The sequence below is a fragment of the Yersinia massiliensis CCUG 53443 genome, assembly GCF_000312485.1.
Taxonomy (GTDB): domain Bacteria; phylum Pseudomonadota; class Gammaproteobacteria; order Enterobacterales; family Enterobacteriaceae; genus Yersinia; species Yersinia massiliensis.
Map to the genome: position 1 here is coordinate 260,882 of NZ_HE997643.1, position 17,782 is coordinate 278,663.

The window sequence follows — 17,782 nt, forward strand, 5'->3', positions numbered from 1 at the left end:
CTATGCTTTATCCGAGCGAAGAACAGCTTTACGCCGCCATTGAATGGCAAGATTGCTCAACAGGGTTTGAAGATATTCGCTATCACAAATCCAGCGATGGCATCGCCAAGATCACCATTAACCGCCCACAAGTGCGTAATGCGTTCCGCCCGTTAACGGTTAAAGAGATGATTCAGGCGCTGGCCGATGCCCGTTATGACGACAATATTGGCGTGATCATTTTGACCGGTGAAGGCGAAAAAGCCTTCTGCTCAGGCGGGGATCAAAAAGTTCGTGGCGACTACGGCGGCTATCAAGATGCCAGTGGCACCCATCACTTAAACGTGCTGGATTTCCAGCGCCAGATCCGGACTTGCCCGAAACCCATAGTCGCTATGGTGGCGGGTTATTCCATTGGCGGTGGTCACGTGTTGCATATGATGTGTGACTTAACCATCGCTGCGGATAACGCGATTTTTGGCCAAACAGGGCCGAAAGTGGGTTCATTCGATGGGGGTTGGGGGGCGGCCTATATGGCGCGCATTGTGGGCCAGAAAAAAGCCCGCGAAATCTGGTTCTTATGTCGCCAATACGATGCGAAACAAGCCTTGGATATGGGACTGGTTAATACTGTGGTGCCAGTCGCCGATTTGGAAAAAGAAACTGTGCGCTGGTGCCGTGAGATGCTGGAAAACAGCCCAATGGCACTGCGTTGCCTGAAAGCTGCATTGAATGCCGATTGCGATGGTCAAGCGGGCCTGCAAGAACTGGCCGGTAACGCCACGATGCTGTTCTATATGACCGAAGAAGGCCAGGAAGGGCGCAACGCATTCAATGAGAAACGCCAGCCGGACTTCAGCAAATTCAAGCGTAATCCGTAATGCGCGCGGCCACGCTTTATCGCTACAGCCTGCCGATGGACGCGGGTGTCATATTGCGCTATCAACGGCTGAAAAGTCGCGACGGCATCTTGGTGAAACTACAGCAGGGCGAACAGACGGGTTGGGGGGAAATTGCCCCCTTACCGGAGTTCAGTCAGGAGTCGTTGGATGACGCACAAACGGCGGCAGCACAATGGTTACAAAGCTGGGTGACCGGTGATGAGCCAGATCTCGACCCGCTGCCTTCTGTGGCTTTCGGCCTGAGCTGCGCGCTGGCGGAGCTGGATCAACGCTTACCGTTGACGGCGGATTACCGTAAAGCCCCACTGTGTACGGGCGATCCTGACGAGTTGTTCGCGGTGTTACAGGCATTACCCGGTGAGAAAGTCGCGAAGGTGAAAGTTGGGTTATATGAAGCGGTGCGTGACGGCATGATAGTCAATGTGCTGCTGGAAGCCTTGCCTGACTTAAAATTGCGGCTGGATGCCAATCGCAGTTGGACACGCGCCAAAGCGGACGGGTTCGCCAAATATGTGAATCCTGAACTGCGTTCGCGGATTGCGTTTCTGGAAGAGCCTTGCAAGACGCGAGCAGAATCGCGCGAATTTGCCCGCGACACCGGTATTGCTATTGCTTGGGATGAAAGTGTCCGTGAAGCTGATTTTCAGGTTGAAGCAGAACCGGGCGTCGCCGCGATTGTGATTAAACCGACGCTGGTGGGCAGCATAGCCCGTTGCCAGCAATTAGTGCAGCAAGCGCATCAGGCAGGGTTAGTGGCGGTGATCAGTTCCAGCATTGAATCGAGTCTGGGCCTGACTCAACTCGCGCGAATAGCACATTGGCTAACGCCCGCAGCGGTGCCAGGGTTGGACACACTGGATCTGATGCAGGCACAGTTATTGCGCCCGTGGCCGGAAAGCACTTTGCCGCTGGTGACAGAGGATCAACTGGACGTGCTATGGCACCGCTAGGTCATCAATCGCCATTTTGGGCACAATCATCCCCTTGGAAACATTGGGCTGAGTGGCGGCCTCAAGCGATAGCGCTACGGGTAGGTTCTCAGTTGATCAGCTGGCAACAACTCGCGGCTGATATCGATCATTTGGCATCAGATTTTCAGCAGCAAGGTGTCACCTCGGGTAGCGGTGTCGTGCTACGGGGCAAAAACAGTTATTCGCTGTTGCTAGCGTATCTGGCGGCGTTGCAGTGTGCCGCCCGTGTTCTGCCGCTGAATCCCCAATTACCTGACTCGCTTTTGTTGCCGCTTTTGCCGCAGTTAGATATCGATTTTACGTTGAATCTGGCTGCGCCATTGCCTGACTCTCTCACGTTTATCCCGCTGACGTTCAGTACATTCAGTACAGAAAATTCGGTGGCGCATTCGGTCGTGTGGGATAGCCAGCGGTTGGCGACCATGACCTTAACCTCCGGCTCATCGGGCTTGCCTAAAGCGGCAGTGCATACCGTGGCAGCCCATTTAGCCAGCGCGGACGGTGTATTGCAGCTAATGAATTTCACGGCGACAGATAGCTGGCTGTTATCGTTGCCGCTGTTTCATGTCTCGGGGCAGGGGATTGTCTGGCGCTGGTTAAGTGCTGGTGCCACCTTGGTTGTGCAAGAAGGGGTTCCGCTGGTTGATGCACTGGCAGGGTGCAGCCATGCGTCACTCGTTCCGACACAGTTATGGCGATTATTGGCCAGCGAAGACACCGCATTAACGTTAAAAGAGGTGTTGTTGGGCGGCGCGATGATCCCAACAGAATTGACGGAACAAGCTGAGGCCCGCGGTATTCGCTGCTGGTGTGGTTACGGATTAACTGAAGCCGCGTCAACCGTGTGCGCTAAACGGGCTGATGGTTTACCGGGTGTCGGGGTTCCCTTGGCGCACCGCGAGATTAAGCTGGTGGATGATGAAGTGTGGATGAAAGCCGACTGTCTTGCTGCGGGTTACTGGCAACAAGGGCAGTTACGGCCACTTATGGATGATGACGGTTGGTTCCACACCCGCGACCGAGGGGTATGGCAAGCGGGGGAGTTACGCATTCTAGGTCGGTTGGATAATGTCTTTTTCAGTGGTGGTGAGAGCATCCAGCCCGAGGATATCGAACGGATTTTGTTGCAATATCCCGGTGTGCAGCAAGCATTTGTTGTGCCTATTGCTGACCATGAGTTTGGTCACCGCCCAGTGGCCGTTATCGACGCTGACGTTACCGTGGATGAAACCGCATTAGCGGATTGGTTAGCGCCTCAGCTAGCCGTGTTCCAACGGCCAGTGGCGTTTTATCGTTTGCCCCAGACGCTGAAGGTCGGGGGGATTAAGGTGTCGAGGCGGTTGGTGGGGGAGATGGTGAGGGGGGATCGGATCGGGTTTTGAGTTGATATGAGTTAGGTGCTTACTTTAGCTCTGATACTTCAACAGAATACCGGATCTTGTTTCGGTTGATAGGCGTTCTGCGGTCACTTTAACCTCGTCGCCTCAACCGAGTCGGGCCGCAGGGCGGCGGCCCAACACCCGCGCCTTTGCGCGAAATATTGCCCTGCGGGTAAACCTCCTACGTCTTCCGGCTAACGAGCCAGCGCGATGGGCATCCTTGCCCAAACGCGCTTTTCGCGGGCGTCCTGCCCGCTCACTCTACCCTCTATCCTCGTCGGCAATACTCCTGATTGCGCTCAACATCAAAAGACCCAAGCCCCTTGGTTTTGATCTTGACGTTAAAAGCACATTTGAGCTGCCGAATGAAGAGAGAAGGCAAGGAAAACGGGCAGGACGCCCGTTTTAGGCGTGATGAGCAGGGATGCGAATAAAGCCGTCCGTCAGCCGAAACGATGAGTGAGGGAACCTGCGACGCAGGCAAGCGATGCGTGCGCAAGCGCGGGTATCCAAAGGGGCCTCGCTCATGGCCCCTTTGGCGGTTGAGGCATCAGAGGCAAGGTGAGCGCCGATTTCATGTCAACCGAACCGATCACCAAACAAAATCAGCTTCACCTTCAACTCTAAAACAAATACAAAAAAGCCCCTCCTAAGAGGGGCCACAAACAAACAAAAAATCAAACCTTAATTTAACCCCAAAGCCTTCTTCACCCCATCACCATAATCCGGATGAACCTGACTAAACAACGCAACCTGACGGCGCTGAATCTCTTCCGGCACCTGTGATAACTCACCGGCAATACGGGCAAACATCCGCTGATGCTCTTCTGCACTCAGCAAATTAAACAGCGCCCTTGGTTGGGAGAAATAATCGGTATCTTCACGGTGATTCCAGTGATCCGCCGCACCTTCTAACGTCAATGGTGGCTCGCTAAAATCAGGCTGCTCTTGGAATAGGCCAAAACTGTTTGGCTCGTAAGTCGCACCATTACCACTGTTACCGTCAACACGCATTGCGCCGTCACGGTGATAATTGTGGAACGGACATTTCGCACTGTTCACCGGAATTTGATGATGGTTTACGCCCAAACGATAGCGTGCAGCATCACCGTAGGAGAACAGACGCCCTTGCAACATACGGTCAGGAGAGAAACTGACACCCGGCACCACGTTGGCAGGGTTGAAAGAGGCTTGCTCAACTTCGGCAAAATAGTTTTCTGGATTGCGGTTTAGCTCGAAGAAACCCACATCAATCAGCGGATAGTCACCGTGCGGCCACACTTTAGTCAAATCAAATGGGTTATACGGTGTCTGGGAAGCTTCATGCTCAGGCATCACCTGAATTTGTAGGTTCCAACGTGGGAAGTCGCCATGCTCAATGGCTTCGTACAAATCACGCTGGGAACTTTCACGATCCATCCCAACCAGTTTTTCAGCCTCGTCATCCATAAGATTTTCAATGCCTTGCTGGCAGCGGAAATGGAATTTAACCCAGAAACGCTCATTATTGGCATTGATAAAGCTGAAGGTATGGCTACCGAAACCATGCATATGACGATAGGACTTCGGTAGGCCACGGTCACTGAAATCGATGGTGAGCTGATGTAGTGATTCTGGCAGTTGGGAGAAGAAATCCCATTTATAGATAGGGTTACGCAAGTTAGTACGTGGGTCGCGTTTAACGACGTGGTTCAGATCAGGGAATTTTAGCGGGTCACGTAAATAGAACACGGGCGTATCATTACCGACTAAATCCCAGTTGCCTTCCTCGGTATAATATTTCATGGCAAAACCGCGGATATCACGTTCTGCATCAGCAGCGCCACGTTCACCGGCGACGGTCGAGAAGCGAACAAACATCTCGGTTTGCTTGCCAATGTCAGCGAAAATTTTTGCTCGAGTGTATTTCGTGATGTCATGAGTGACGGTAAAGGTTCCGTGAGCACCAGAACCTTTCGCATGCATACGGCGCTCAGGGATCACTTCACGGTCAAAGTGGGCCAGCTTTTCCAAGAACCACACATCTTGCAGAAGCATGGGGCCACGGCGGCCAGCGGTTACGACATTATTATTATCAACAACGGGCGCGCCCGCTGCAGTGGTTAATCCTTTCTTTTTGCTCATCATTCTCTCCATTATCGCTATTGAATTGACTGATTTCTCGGGTGCTCAAAAGCATTAGATTTCGTCAAAAGCCTGATTGACAAGATAATAATTTAAACAACAACCGGGGGTCATTCATTGATCTCCACACTAGTTGTAGCCTTATTGCGGACATTCAGCAAATAGGTACGCCTTATCATTACCATTGTTAACATAAAGGGCTTCTATCAAATGGATATTTACAATCATTTGAAATACTGCGCTATTTATTCGTTTTTTACGTGTGTTTATGGTGTTTTTTTCGGTTAAACTCGACGCAGGGAAACCTGTTAGCTGGGATTAGCTCACGGGTGACATCATGAATCATGAGAGAATAATATGAATAAGCATTTAATCGCCTGCGCAGCGAGCCTGTTGTTTGTGGCCGGTTCTGCCAGTGCTGTGAGTTTTAACGCTGAAACAGGGCGTCATTACACCAACTTAGGTTTTGGTCTAGGGACAAATACTGGCGGTTTGGCGATCAGTGGCAACTGGGCGCGCAGTGACCATGACGGTGATATCTATGGGATGGGGTTAGGTTTTAATCTCCCTATTGGCCCAATGATGGCGACCGTAGGCGGTAAAGGCATTTATATGTCACCAGAAGACGGTAGCAGCGGCGGCGCTGTCGCCATCGGTGGTGGGTTAACGTATCCAATCAACAAATCTTTTACCCTGTATGGCGAAGGTTATTTCTCACCGGAAGAACTGACCAGTGGCATGAAATCCTATAGCGAAGCTAACGGCGGCGTGCGCTGGAATGTTTTCCGTCCACTGACTGTTGATGTCGGCTACCGCTATATTAATATGGAAGGTAAAGAAGGTAAACGGGATAACCGTGTTGCCGATGGGGTATACATCGGCGCGGGCTTAAACTTCTAATATTTGTCTTGGCGGCGCTAATGACGTTAGATGCGCATGCCAAATAGTTTCTGATGAATGAACAAGGGCGCTCTAGAGGCGCCCTTATTATTGATGAAAACCGATTTAACTATCCGACTGCCGGTAATGCGCCGGTGACAATGCCGACCTGAATACCAATCACCACCACACCGCAAGCAAATACCGCCGCCAGTGCAGGTTTTCCTCCCCAAACACGATAATGGCCTTGATGGATTTTACGGGCTTTCCACGCCAGCATTGCAGGCAGAATTAAGGCTAAAATCGATAACGCGACGGCGGCGAACCCCAGCGCCATAATAAAACCGCGAGGGTAGAACAGCGCAAATAGCAGGGGAGGCGTAAATGTAATCACACCCGTTTGTAGGCGGCCACGGACTGAGTTACGGCGCTTAAACAAATCGGCCAGATAATCAAACAGCCCCAATGCCACCCCCAGAAACGAGGTCGCGAGCGCTAAGTCAGCAAATAGGTGAACGGCTAACTCAACGTGTGGCGAGGCGACAACATCGCGCACGGCTTGCAATAAACCGTTTAGCCCCGCTTGTTGGGCTAGGATCCCGACAAAGGTATGAGACGATATCGCTCCCAGCGTGGTCAACTGCCAGAAGATATAAGCAATCAGCGGGATCGCACTGCCGATGATAAACACCCAACGCAGCTTGCGGATATTGCCGCCCATGTAATTGACGATGCTCGGCACACTGCCATGGAAGCCAAATGAGGTAAAAATAACGGGTATGGCAGACAGCGCCAATCCTTGTTCCAGTGGCAGCGTCAATAAATTGGTCTTTTCAATGTGTGGCATCATCAGGGCCAACATCGCAATCAAGAAGATAATTTTGGCGCTAAATAAGATGCGATTGAAAAGGTCGACTGAATGGGTGCCGATGCAAACGACGCCGCCGGCCACTACCGTGAACAGCAATACCCCGAGCGAGGTGGGGAATGATTGTTGCGTCCATTGGCTGATACTGGTTGCCAATAACTCACCCGCACCGCTGATATAGGCGGCAGTGAGTGCATACATCAAAAACATCATGCTGAAACCGGTGAGCCATTGGCCTCGATGGCCAAGATAGCGTTTCGCTAAGGTGCCAAGCCCGGTATCTGCCGCCTCATGCTGATAAACTTCAACCAACAATAAAGCGGTATAACACATTAATATCCAAAGAGAAATTAACATCGCAAGGGTGACACCAAAACCCACACCAGCCGCCGCCAACGGCATCGCTAACATTCCTGCACCAATCGTCGTGCCTGCAACGATAAATATACTGCCCAGAGTGCGATTCTTCACGCTTTCCTCTACTACATAACATTTTATTGGAATTATTGAGTGCAGCAGGGTAGTGGATTGGCCTGTTTGTGTCAAATCGACGTTACGGCCTGTGTAAAGGTATCGTTACAAACATTCAGCGGGGTAAAATAGCATCTTTAGTATGGTTATTTATTCCGCCTTGCGGGAAATGATTGTGTTTAGAGGTTGGGATTCATAAAGTGGTTCTTATGGGCATCAACGGAGAAAGAAATGATTAGAGTTGAGATGTTGAGTACCGGAGATGAGGTGCTGCATGGGCAGATTATTGATACTAACGCGGCGTGGTTGGCGGATTACTTATTTAATCAGGGATTGCCAATCAGTAGTCGGGAAACCGTGGGTGATTCACTCTCAGCACTGATCGAGGTGCTCACAGAACGGAGCCAAGTTGCCGATGTCTTGATTGTGAACGGTGGGCTTGGGCCAACCAGTGATGACCTGAGCGCTTTAGCTGCGGCGCGTGCTGCGGGCACCGAGCTGATTGAGCATCCTGAGTGGATTGCACGCATGGAGGCCTTTTTTCAGGAGCGAGGCCGGGTGATGTCATCGACTAACCGCAAGCAGGCTCATATTCCGGCCAATGCAGAAATGCTGGATAACCCCGTCGGTACGGCTTGTGGATTCGCATTAAAGCTGAATAAATGCCTGATGTTTTTCACCCCAGGCGTGCCGTCAGAATTCAAAGTGATGGTAGAGCAGCAGATCATGCCGCGTTTGCGTCAACACTTTGATGTGGCTGAGCCTCCTTTATGCTTACGTATGACGACTTTTGGCCGGTCAGAAAGTGACTTAGCGCTCGAGCTTGAGCCGCTACCGCTGCCTGAAGGCGCAGTAATCGGTTATCGCTCATCTGCACCCATTATTGAATTGAAGCTCACTGGCCCTGCGTCTGCGCAGTCCGAGATGGAACAGGTATGGCAACAAGTTAGGGAGATTGTGGGTGATAGCGCGATATTTGAAGGTACTCAGGGTCTACCGGCATGGCTAGCGGAGCAATTAACGCAACGTGGCTTGCTGCTGGCCGTGAGTGAGCAATTCACTGGCGGGTTGATGCATTGGCAGTTGCAGAGCGCGGCTGTGCCGCTGGTGGGCGGCGAACTGCTACCTGCGCACTGTCAGGAGCCATTGACTGAGGTGGCTAGCCGCGCGCAATCATTATCAATGCTGTGCGGGGCGCAATTGGTGCTTGCGGTGAGTGCAATGCAAAATGATTGTTTGAGTGTCGCCTTGCACACGCCTGAGGGAACATTTGCCCAGACGATTCGTTATCAGGCGAGTCGTCACGGGTTACGGGTTCGTCAGGAGAGCAGTGCCATGCTGGCGTTGGATATGTTGCGCCGTTGGCTAAAAGGCCGCCCTGTTTGTGGGCAACACGGCTGGCTGGAAGTGATTGAGATTTTGTAGTGAAAGCAACTCGACCTTAATAAAAAAGGCACCAGAATTAATCGGTGCCTTTTATGTCCAATTTAGACGTTGTATAGGTTTATACACCCACTAGACTGCCCCATTATCCGCCTATTTTAATCTTGCGTTATGAGCGACTATTTCACCACTGCATTTCTGACTTCATCGCCCGCTTCCCAAATGCGGTATTTCACGTCCACGCCTTGTGGTACATACACCACAATCGGTAGGCGGCTGTTATAGCGCTGCATGGCGGCATCGCCGAGGTTAGCGGCGATAAATTGCGGGTGACGGCTATTATCTGGGCACGCCATCATGGTTGAAGCAGGCTCAGATATCTTATCCATCACCAGATAGTCGAAGCCCCAACCTGATAAGGTTCTGGTTTCCAGATTACCGCCAAGCATATGGCGATTACAGTCAACTTCTAACGTTTTCCCGATCAGCAATTCCACTTTAAAACGTGTTTCATCTTGCTGCGGCTCAAGGAAGATAACCTGCCGAGTCATGCCTTTTTCAGGTGCTGGATAAGGCGCGATTTTCTCTAGCGGTTGCTGCTGATTAAGCGGCTTTAGTGTCTCTGCCAGTGCGCTAGCGGAGGTTGCCATAAACAAGCAGGCGGCTAAGATTGTTTTTGTGTTCATCTGTTATCCCTATGAAGAACCGTGAGTTAAAACTCGATTTCAATATCACCCAGCGGCTGGCAGCAGCAGGGCAGGATCTCGTTAGGCTGAATAAACGCCAAGGGTTGCTGTGAATAGCACACTTCCCCTTTGAGTAAGCGCAAGCGGCAAGAGCCGCAATAGCCCGAGCGGCATTGGTACTCAATCTGTACCTGATGGCGCTCGAGGGTTTCCAGCAAATTGCAGCTATCCGCAGGGCAACTAAGTTGAGCGCCGGTATGGCTTAGCGTCACCGTCGCGTTCTTTTGCAAGAGACCATCAGGCTGACGGCTATTTTGACTCAGCCCATCCATACATTTACTGGACGTCAATGTCATGGCTTACAGCTCGAAATCGCTCAAGTCATCGGCGTTGATTTCAGAATCAATCTGGCCCACCAGATAGGAGCTGACTTCAACTTCTTGCGGAGCCACCTGCACGTTATCAGACACCAGCCAAGAGTTGATCCATGGAATGGGGTTAGTGCGTGTGTTAAACGGCACACCAAGGCCCACGGCCTGCATGCGAATATTAGTAATATATTCAACGTACTGGCACAGTATTTCTTTATTCAAACCAATCATGGAGCCGTCACGGAACAGATATTCAGCCCACTCTTTTTCTTGTTGTGCCGCCAAGACGAATAAGTCGTAGCACTGTTGCTGGCACTCTTCAGCAATTTCAGCCATCTCTGGATCGTCTTCACCGGAACGCATCAAGTTAAGAATATGCTGGGTACCGGTCAGATGCAGTGCTTCATCGCGGGCGATCATTTTGATGATTTTGGCGTTGCCTTCCATCAGTTCGCGTTCAGCAAAGGCAAATGAGCAGGCAAAACTAACGTAGAAACGAATTGCTTCAAGCGCATTTACGCTCATCAAACACAGATAAAGCTGTTTTTTCAATTCGCGCAGATTGACCACGACGGTTTTACCGTTGACCTGATGGGAGCCTTCACCCAGCAGATGGTAGTAACTTGTCATTTCAATCAGATCATCATAGTACGCGGAGATATCTTTTGCGCGTTTGAGGATCTCTTCGTTGGTCACGATATCATCGAAAACGATGGAGGGATCGTTAACGATATTACGAATGATGTGCGTGTAAGAACGGGAGTGAATGGTTTCAGAGAACGACCAAGTTTCGACCCAAGTTTCTAACTCCGGAATTGAAATCAGCGGCAATAAAGCCACGTTCGGGCTGCGGCCCTGAATGGAGTCCAGCAAAGTTTGATATTTTAGATTGCTGATAAAAATGTGTTTTTCGTGTTCTGGTAGTGCGTTGTAATCGATGCGATCACGTGAGACGTCAATCTCTTCTGGACGCCAGAAGAAAGAGAGCTGTTTCTCAATCAGTTTTTCGAATATGGCGTGTTTTTGCTGATCGAAACGCGCCACGTTGACGCTTTGACCAAAGAACATGGGTTCGAGTAACTGATTGTTTTTATTCTGTGAAAAAGTGGTATAGGCCATGATTTCCTCAGGGGGAGAAAAGGGCAAATGAAGAAAGGCCCTTATGCCTGCTTACTGGATATTGCCGGAGATAGATAATCTGCCATACCCAGTAAGAAGGGATAAAAATCAAAATGAATCATCCTCCGGCGGGTGGCGTATTGAAACGCCTCACGCCGGAGAATGGCCAAAATGCTAAATCAGATCTTACATGCACCGCCTTCGCAGTCGTCGTCACCCGGCTGGCTTTGAATATCTTCCTGCACATCATCAGCACCGTCACGGGTGTTTTGATAGTAAAGGGTTTTGACGCCAAACTTATAGGTGGTCAGCAAGTCTTTCAACAACTGCTTCATCGGTACTTTACCGGATGGGAAGCGGGTTGGATCGTAATTGGTATTCGCTGAAATCGCCTGATCAACGAATTTCTGCATCAAGCCGACCAGTTGCAGGTAGCCGTCGTTATTCGGCATATCCCACAGTAATTCGTAAGCCTCTTTCAGGCGCTCATACTCAGGGACAACCTGACGCAGAATACCATCTTTGGACGCTTTGATGCTGACATAACCACGCGGTGGCTCAATGCCGTTGGTGGCATTGGAGATTTGCGATGAAGTCTCAGATGGCATCAATGCAGACAGCGTGGAGTTACGTAGACCATGAGTCTGAATGTCTTTACGCAGCGTTTCCCAGTCGTAATGCAAAGGTTCGTCGCTGATGGTATCCAAATCTTTTTTGTAGGTATCGATCGGCAGAATACCCTGTGAGTAAGTGGTTTCGTTAAACCACTGGCAAGCCCCTTGCTCACGGGCCAGCGCGTTTGAGGCTTTCAATAAGTAGTATTGAATCGCTTCAAAAGTGCGGTGAGTCAGGTTATTTGCGCTGCCATCAGAGTAACGCACGCCATTCTTCGCCAGGTAGTAAGCAAAGTTAATCACGCCGATACCCAAGGTACGGCGGCCCATGGCACCACGTTTGGCTGCTGCGATAGGGTAATCTTGATAGTCGAGCAATGCATCCAGCGCGCGAACGGCCAGTACCGCCAAGTCTTCTAAATCATCTAGGCTATCGATGGCACCTAAGTTGAAAGCTGACAATGTGCAGAGTGCGATTTCGCCGTTCTCGTCGTTGATGTCGTTCAACGGTTTTGTTGGCAAGGCAATTTCCAAACACAGGTTTGACTGGCGTACCGGCGCAATCTTCGGATCAAATGGGCTATGTGTGTTGCAGTGATCCACATTCTGAATATAGATGCGGCCAGTGGAGGCGCGCTCTTGCATCATCAGAGAGAAAAGCTCAACCGCTTTGACACGTTGCTTACGGATGTTGCTGTCTTGCTCATATTTGACATAAAGGCGCTCGAATTCATCCTGATCGGCGAAGAACGCGTCATATAGCCCCGGAACATCGGATGGGCTGAACAGGGTGATATCTTCACCTTTCACCAAACGCTGATACATCAGTTTGTTGATTTGTACGCCGTAATCCATATGACGCACGCGGTTGCCTTCAACACCACGGTTGTTTTTCAGCACCAGTAAGCTTTCAACTTCTAAATGCCACATTGGGTAGAATAATGTCGCTGCACCACCACGCACGCCGCCTTGAGAGCAGGATTTTACCGCCGTTTGGAAGTGTTTGTAAAACGGGATACAGCCAGTATGGAAGGCTTCACCACCACGAATTGGGCTACCCAGTGCGCGGATACGGCCTGCATTGATACCGATACCGGCACGTTGTGACACATATTTCACAATGGCGCTGGACGTAGCATTGATAGAATCCAGACTGTCACCGCACTCAATCAACACGCAAGAACTGAACTGGCGGGTAGGGGTACGAACGCCAGACATAATGGGCGTTGGCAGCGAAATTTTAAACGTCGAAATGGCATCATAGAAACGTTTGATGTAATCCATGCGTGTTTCGCGTGGGTAGCCTGAGAAGAGGCAAGCAGAAACCAGCATGTACAGGAATTGGGCACTTTCATAGATCTCACCGCTGACACGGTTCTGCACCAGATATTTGCCTTCCAACTGCTTAACCGCAGCATAAGAGAAGTTCATATCGCGCCAATGGTCGATGAAAGTGTCCATCTGTTCGAAATCGTCTGCGGTGTAATCTTCCAGCAGATGTTTGTCGTATTTACCCATTTCCACCATCTTCGACACATGGGCGAAGAGTTTTGGTGGTTCAAACTGGCCGTAGGCTTTTTTACGCAGATGGAAAATCGCCAGACGCGCGGCTAAATATTGATAATCTGGCGCGTCACGGGAGATCAGATCTGCTGCGGCTTTGATGATGGTTTCATGGATATCGGCCGTTTTAATGCCATCATAAAACTGAATGTGCGAACGCAATTCTACTTGAGATACTGAGACGTTATGCAAACCTTCCGCAGCCCAGTCGATGACGCGGTGGATTTTATCCAGATTGATGCGCTCTTTGCTGCCATCACGTTTAGTAACAAGTAGACTTTGGTTCATGTGATCTTTTACCTTCCATGCGTTCATATCCTGTTAACCATGCCAATAGCGCGCTGAATTATCAGACAGCGAGTAGTGTCATTGTTCAGTATGTAAACACAATATATAGGGGGTGGGTGTTGGTTAGATAACAAGATAGTGAGTATTGTATCTTTTAGCAAGTGAACAAGATCGGATAATTGTGTGGATAACTTGGGGGTGAATTGTTACGAAATGCTCTCAGCCTGCGCCATGACTGGTGCTTACCTCCCTGTGATCTAGGGGATAAGATTTTACTGAAAATCTTAAAAATTTGATCGTTTGACGGTTTATTAAACATTAGAAAAAAACAGTATTACTTATCGCTTTTATTGCTTAAAAAAACCGTTTCTGCCCGATTTTATGCTTGACGATGTATAAAGTCATAAATGGGTACACCTTAACGTCACTCATGGGGCCGTATTTGGGCCATGGGACAAACATCATTGGCGCTGCGATTTGGCGTAAGAACGCCAATGATGAAGGTCAATTACTGACTGTCTCGCTGAGTATGTACCATGTAGTTGACATCGACGTTACGACCCAGCTTAAAGTGGTCTGTCAGCGGATTGTAGTGCAACCCGATAATGTGGCGTTCCAGCAATGAGGTTTTATCCACCCAGCCGATGAGTTCTGATGGGCGAATAAACTTTTTCGAATCATGAGTGCCTTTCGGCACCATTTTCAGAACATATTCCGCGCCGACAACAGCCATCAACCAAGATTTGGTATTACGATTAATGGTTGAAAAGAACACATGACCACCCGGTTTGACCAATTGCGCGCAGGCACGGATAACGGAAGCCGGATCAGGCACGTGCTCGAGCATTTCCATGCAGGTTACTACATCGTAATGTTGCGGGTGTTTTTGTGCGTGTTGTTCCACCGTTTCCTGCACATAATCCAGTTTGGTGCCCGTTTCCAGCGCATGCAGGCGGGCCACTTGCAGGGGTTCATAGCCCATATCCAGCCCTGTGACGTTTGCGCCTTCATGTGCCATGCTTTCCGCCAGAATACCGCCACCGCAACCGACGTCTAATACGTTCTTACCGAAGATGCCGCCGGAGCGCTGCAAAATATAGTCCAGACGCAGGGGATTAATACGATGGAGAGGTTTAAACTCACCTTCCAAATCCCACCAGCGGGAAGCAACAGCTTCAAATTTAGCGATTTCTTGCTCGTCGACATTATGATGAGGAGTCGGGGTCTCTGCACGCATGAAGAATTCTCACTGTTCTGTTTCTTTGCGCGGATTATACATGTTCCCTATCAATAGGGGCAGTTTTGTGTCTATGACTGAGGTGTCGCGCAGTTTGTCCCGAGAGTCGGGGAGATTGTCGTTAGCGTAATGTAGTTTCGCCAAAATTTGGGTTTTGTGATATAGTTTCGTACCTTTAAATCCGGTAATTAGTAGAGGGATAGCGGCTCAATGAGCGACCTTGCCAGAGAAATAACACCGGTCAACATCGAGGAAGAGCTGAAAAGCTCCTATCTGGATTATGCGATGTCCGTTATTGTCGGACGTGCTTTACCAGATGTCCGGGATGGACTGAAGCCGGTTCACCGTCGCGTACTGTTCGCGATGAATGTACTGGGCAATGACTGGAATAAACCATACAAAAAATCGGCCCGTGTAGTTGGGGACGTTATCGGTAAATATCACCCGCATGGTGACAGCGCGGTCTACGACACAATCGTGCGTATGGCCCAGCCGTTTTCACTGCGCTATATGCTGGTGGATGGGCAGGGTAACTTCGGTTCCGTTGATGGCGACTCCGCCGCAGCGATGCGTTATACCGAAATCCGTATGTCTAAAATTGCTCACGAATTGTTAGCGGATTTAGAAAAAGAAACCGTCGACTACGTGCCAAACTATGATGGCACTGAGCAGATCCCTGCCGTTATGCCTACGCGTATCCCTAACCTGTTGGTGAATGGTTCGTCAGGTATTGCCGTCGGGATGGCAACCAATATTCCGCCACATAACCTTTCTGAGGTTATTGATGGCTGTTTGGCTTACATCGAAGATGAAAACATCAGCATCGAAGGGCTGATGGAGTATATCCCTGGGCCAGACTTCCCCACTGCTGCGATTATCAATGGTCGTCGCGGTATCGAAGAGGCCTATCGTACTGGCCGTGGCAAGGTGTATATCCGTGCCCGTGCTGAAGTCGAAGCTGATGCAAAAACGGGCCGTGAAACTATCATTGTTCACGAAATTCCGTATCAGGTGAATAAGGCGCGGTTGATTGAAAAAATCGCCGAGCTAGTAAAAGAAAAACGTGTTGAAGGCATCAGCGCGTTACGTGATGAGTCGGATAAAGACGGCATGCGTATCGTGATTGAAATCAAACGTGATGCGGTTGGTGAAGTGGTGCTTAACAACCTCTATTCGCTGACACAATTGCAGGTGACTTTCGGTATCAATATGGTGGCTCTGTCTCAAGGGCAGCCTAAATTGCTTAACCTGAAGGACATTTTGGTTGCCTTTGTGCGCCACCGCCGCGAAGTGGTAACACGTAGGACTATTTTTGAACTGCGTAAAGCACGTGACCGTGCGCATATCCTTGAAGCACTAGCGATTGCATTGGCTAACATCGATCCAATTATCGAATTGATTCGCCGTGCAGCAACGCCTGCGGAAGCCAAAGCGGGCTTGATTGCCAGCCCGTGGGAGTTAGGTAACGTTGCGGCCATGTTGGAACGTGCCGGTAATGACGCCGCTCGCCCAGAGTGGCTAGAAGCAGAATTCGGTATTCGCGATGGCAAGTATTACCTCACCGAGCAGCAAGCTCAGGCAATTTTGGATCTGCGTTTGCAGAAACTGACCGGCCTAGAGCATGAAAAACTGCTGGATGAGTATAAAGAACTGCTGACCTTAATTGGTGAATTGATCTTTATTCTGGAAAACCCAGAGCGCTTGATGGAAGTGATCCGCGAAGAGCTAGTGGCGATTAAAGAGCAGTATAACGATGCACGTCGTACTGAAATAACCGCCAATACCTCCGATATCAACATCGAAGATCTGATTAATCAGGAAGATGTGGTTGTGACGTTATCTCATCAAGGTTACGTCAAATATCAACCGTTGACAGATTACGAAGCTCAGCGCCGTGGTGGTAAAGGTAAATCGGCTGCACGTATCAAAGAAGAAGACTTCATTGATCGTCTGCTGGTGGCCAACACCCACGATACTATTTTGTGCTTCTCCAGCCGTGGCCGTCTCTATTGGATGAAGGTCTATCAGTTGCCGGAAGCCAGCCGTGGCGCGCGTGGTCGCCCGATCGTCAACTTATTGCCGCTTGAACCGAATGAGCGTATCACCGCGATTCTGCCAGTGCGGGAATATGAAGAAGGTCGCCACATCTTTATGGCAACCGCCAGTGGTACAGTGAAGAAAACCGCGTTGACCGAGTTCAGTCGCCCACGCAGTGCCGGCATTATTGCCGTCAATCTGAATGAAGGCGATGAGCTGATTGGCGTGGACCTGACGGATGGCAGCAACGAAGTCATGCTGTTCTCTGCATTGGGTAAAGTGGTTCGCTTCCCAGAAACGCAGGTTCGTTCGATGGGCCGTACCGCAACCGGTGTACGTGGTATCAACCTCAATGGCGATGATCGAGTTATCTCTCTGATTATCCCTCGTGGTGATGGCGAAATCTTGACCGTGACTGAAAACGGTTATGGCAAACGTACTGCGGTGGAAGAATATCCAACTAAGTCACGTGCGACTCAGGGGGTTATCTCCATTAAAGTCAGTGAGCGTAATGGTAAAGTTGTCGGTGCCGTTCAGGTTGCACCAACCGATCAAATCATGATGATTACTGATGCTGGTACCTTGGTTCGTACCCGCGTGTCGGAAGTGAGCATTGTGGGTCGTAATACCCAAGGTGTGACGCTTATCCGTACTGCGGAGGATGAGCATGTGGTCGGTCTGCAACGTGTCGCAGAACCTGAAGAGGATGATGATATCCTTGAGGGCGAATCCTTGGAAGGTGAAGAGGGCGGTGATGAAAACACCACGCCTAACGCGCCAGAAGATGATTCTGATGCCGACGCTGAAGATGACAACGTATAACGTGTAAAAGTATGAAAACAAAAGCCAGCCATCGTGCTGGCTTTTTTATGTGTTATGGGTAGTGTATTCTGTCAACCACGCAGCCTCTC

The 17,782-nt window shown here is 50.1% G+C and carries 13 protein-coding genes; 6 read left to right on the forward strand and 7 right to left on the reverse strand.

Features of this window, described 5'->3' with window-relative positions; all coding sequences use genetic code 11:
* Positions 1-2 precede the first annotated feature (2 nt).
* The 3 genes from menB to menE are packed head-to-tail and all read left to right on the forward strand — an operon-like array spanning position 3 to position 3,234.
* Complete coding sequence (gene menB, locus BN68_RS01340; protein ID WP_019209350.1) at positions 3-860, forward strand: 1,4-dihydroxy-2-naphthoyl-CoA synthase; 858 nt, start codon at positions 3-5, stop codon at positions 858-860.
* Positions 860-1,831, forward strand: a complete 972-nt coding sequence (menC, locus tag BN68_RS01345) for an o-succinylbenzoate synthase (protein WP_019209351.1) — start codon at positions 860-862, stop codon at positions 1,829-1,831. Before menB ends, menC begins: the two co-directional genes overlap by 1 nt.
* Positions 1,819-3,234, forward strand: a complete 1,416-nt coding sequence (gene menE, locus BN68_RS01350) for an o-succinylbenzoate--CoA ligase (protein ID WP_019209352.1) — start codon at positions 1,819-1,821, stop codon at positions 3,232-3,234. Before menC ends, menE begins: the two co-directional genes overlap by 13 nt.
* 681 nt (positions 3,235-3,915) lie before the next feature.
* Here menE and BN68_RS01355 read toward each other — a convergent pair.
* Entirely contained in the window at positions 3,916-5,355 is a 1,440-nt protein-coding gene (locus tag BN68_RS01355) for a catalase (RefSeq protein ID WP_019209353.1), read from the reverse strand.
* Between the two features lie 357 nt (positions 5,356-5,712).
* Between BN68_RS01355 and BN68_RS01360 the strand changes: the two genes are divergently transcribed.
* On the forward strand, positions 5,713-6,255 hold the full coding sequence (locus BN68_RS01360; RefSeq protein WP_019209354.1) for a YfaZ family protein: 543 nt from the start codon (positions 5,713-5,715) through the stop codon (positions 6,253-6,255).
* A 109-nt stretch (positions 6,256-6,364) separates the two neighbouring features.
* Here BN68_RS01360 and tyrP read toward each other — a convergent pair whose 3' ends face one another.
* Positions 6,365-7,573, reverse strand: coding sequence for a tyrosine transporter TyrP (gene tyrP, locus BN68_RS01365; protein WP_019209355.1), 1,209 nt, complete (start codon positions 7,571-7,573; stop codon positions 6,365-6,367).
* Between the two features lie 231 nt (positions 7,574-7,804).
* Between tyrP and BN68_RS01370 the strand changes: the two genes are divergently transcribed.
* Positions 7,805-8,998 carry a nicotinamide mononucleotide deamidase-related protein YfaY gene (locus BN68_RS01370; protein ID WP_019209356.1) on the forward strand — a complete coding sequence of 398 codons (1,194 nt, stop codon included), beginning with the start codon at positions 7,805-7,807 and terminating at the stop codon, positions 8,996-8,998.
* Positions 8,999-9,135: 137 nt separating this feature from the next.
* On the opposite strand, the gene eco is transcribed toward BN68_RS01370, so the two are convergent.
* From eco to ubiG, 5 genes are all read right to left on the reverse strand, one after another.
* Positions 9,136-9,642 carry a serine protease inhibitor ecotin gene (gene eco / locus BN68_RS01375; RefSeq protein ID WP_019209357.1) on the reverse strand — a complete coding sequence of 169 codons (507 nt, stop codon included), beginning with the start codon at positions 9,640-9,642 and terminating at the stop codon, positions 9,136-9,138.
* 26 nt (positions 9,643-9,668) lie between these two features.
* On the reverse strand, positions 9,669-9,974 hold the full coding sequence (gene yfaE / locus BN68_RS01380) for a class I ribonucleotide reductase maintenance protein YfaE (RefSeq protein WP_019209358.1): 306 nt from the start codon (positions 9,972-9,974) through the stop codon (positions 9,669-9,671).
* A 27-nt stretch (positions 9,975-10,001) separates the two neighbouring features.
* Entirely contained in the window at positions 10,002-11,132 is a 1,131-nt protein-coding gene (gene nrdB, locus BN68_RS01385) for a class Ia ribonucleoside-diphosphate reductase subunit beta (protein WP_019209359.1), read from the reverse strand.
* Positions 11,133-11,311: 179 nt separating this feature from the next.
* Entirely contained in the window at positions 11,312-13,597 is a 2,286-nt protein-coding gene (gene nrdA, locus BN68_RS01390) for a class 1a ribonucleoside-diphosphate reductase subunit alpha (protein ID WP_019209360.1), read from the reverse strand.
* A 508-nt stretch (positions 13,598-14,105) separates the two neighbouring features.
* Positions 14,106-14,834 carry a bifunctional 2-polyprenyl-6-hydroxyphenol methylase/3-demethylubiquinol 3-O-methyltransferase UbiG gene (ubiG, locus tag BN68_RS01395; RefSeq protein ID WP_019209361.1) on the reverse strand — a complete coding sequence of 243 codons (729 nt, stop codon included), beginning with the start codon at positions 14,832-14,834 and terminating at the stop codon, positions 14,106-14,108.
* A gap of 210 nt (positions 14,835-15,044) precedes the next feature.
* Between ubiG and gyrA the strand changes: the two genes are divergently transcribed.
* The gene (gene gyrA, locus BN68_RS01400; protein WP_019209362.1) at positions 15,045-17,693 is read left to right on the forward strand and encodes a DNA topoisomerase (ATP-hydrolyzing) subunit A; all 2,649 of its coding nucleotides are present in this window, start codon (positions 15,045-15,047) and stop codon (positions 17,691-17,693) included.
* Positions 17,694-17,782: the final 89 nt, after the last annotated feature.

What these genes read in the sequence shown, in the direction of transcription:
- menB (WP_019209350.1), top strand. Translation starts at nt 3, where the DNA reads ATGCTTTATCCGAGCGAAGAACAGCTTTACGCCGCCATTGAATGGCAA.
- menC (WP_019209351.1), top strand. Translation starts at nt 860, where the DNA reads ATGCGCGCGGCCACGCTTTATCGCTACAGCCTGCCGATGGACGCGGGT.
- menE (WP_019209352.1), top strand. Translation starts at nt 1,819, where the DNA reads ATGGCACCGCTAGGTCATCAATCGCCATTTTGGGCACAATCATCCCCT.
- BN68_RS01355 (WP_019209353.1), bottom strand. Translation starts at nt 5,355, where the DNA reads ATGAGCAAAAAGAAAGGATTAACCACTGCAGCGGGCGCGCCCGTTGTT.
- BN68_RS01360 (WP_019209354.1), top strand. Translation starts at nt 5,713, where the DNA reads ATGAATAAGCATTTAATCGCCTGCGCAGCGAGCCTGTTGTTTGTGGCC.
- BN68_RS01370 (WP_019209356.1), top strand. Translation starts at nt 7,805, where the DNA reads ATGATTAGAGTTGAGATGTTGAGTACCGGAGATGAGGTGCTGCATGGG.
- eco (WP_019209357.1), bottom strand. Translation starts at nt 9,642, where the DNA reads ATGAACACAAAAACAATCTTAGCCGCCTGCTTGTTTATGGCAACCTCC.
- yfaE (WP_019209358.1), bottom strand. Translation starts at nt 9,974, where the DNA reads ATGGATGGGCTGAGTCAAAATAGCCGTCAGCCTGATGGTCTCTTGCAA.
- nrdB (WP_019209359.1), bottom strand. Translation starts at nt 11,132, where the DNA reads ATGGCCTATACCACTTTTTCACAGAATAAAAACAATCAGTTACTCGAA.
- nrdA (WP_019209360.1), bottom strand. Translation starts at nt 13,597, where the DNA reads ATGAACCAAAGTCTACTTGTTACTAAACGTGATGGCAGCAAAGAGCGC.
- ubiG (WP_019209361.1), bottom strand. Translation starts at nt 14,834, where the DNA reads ATGCGTGCAGAGACCCCGACTCCTCATCATAATGTCGACGAGCAAGAA.
- gyrA (WP_019209362.1), top strand. Translation starts at nt 15,045, where the DNA reads ATGAGCGACCTTGCCAGAGAAATAACACCGGTCAACATCGAGGAAGAG.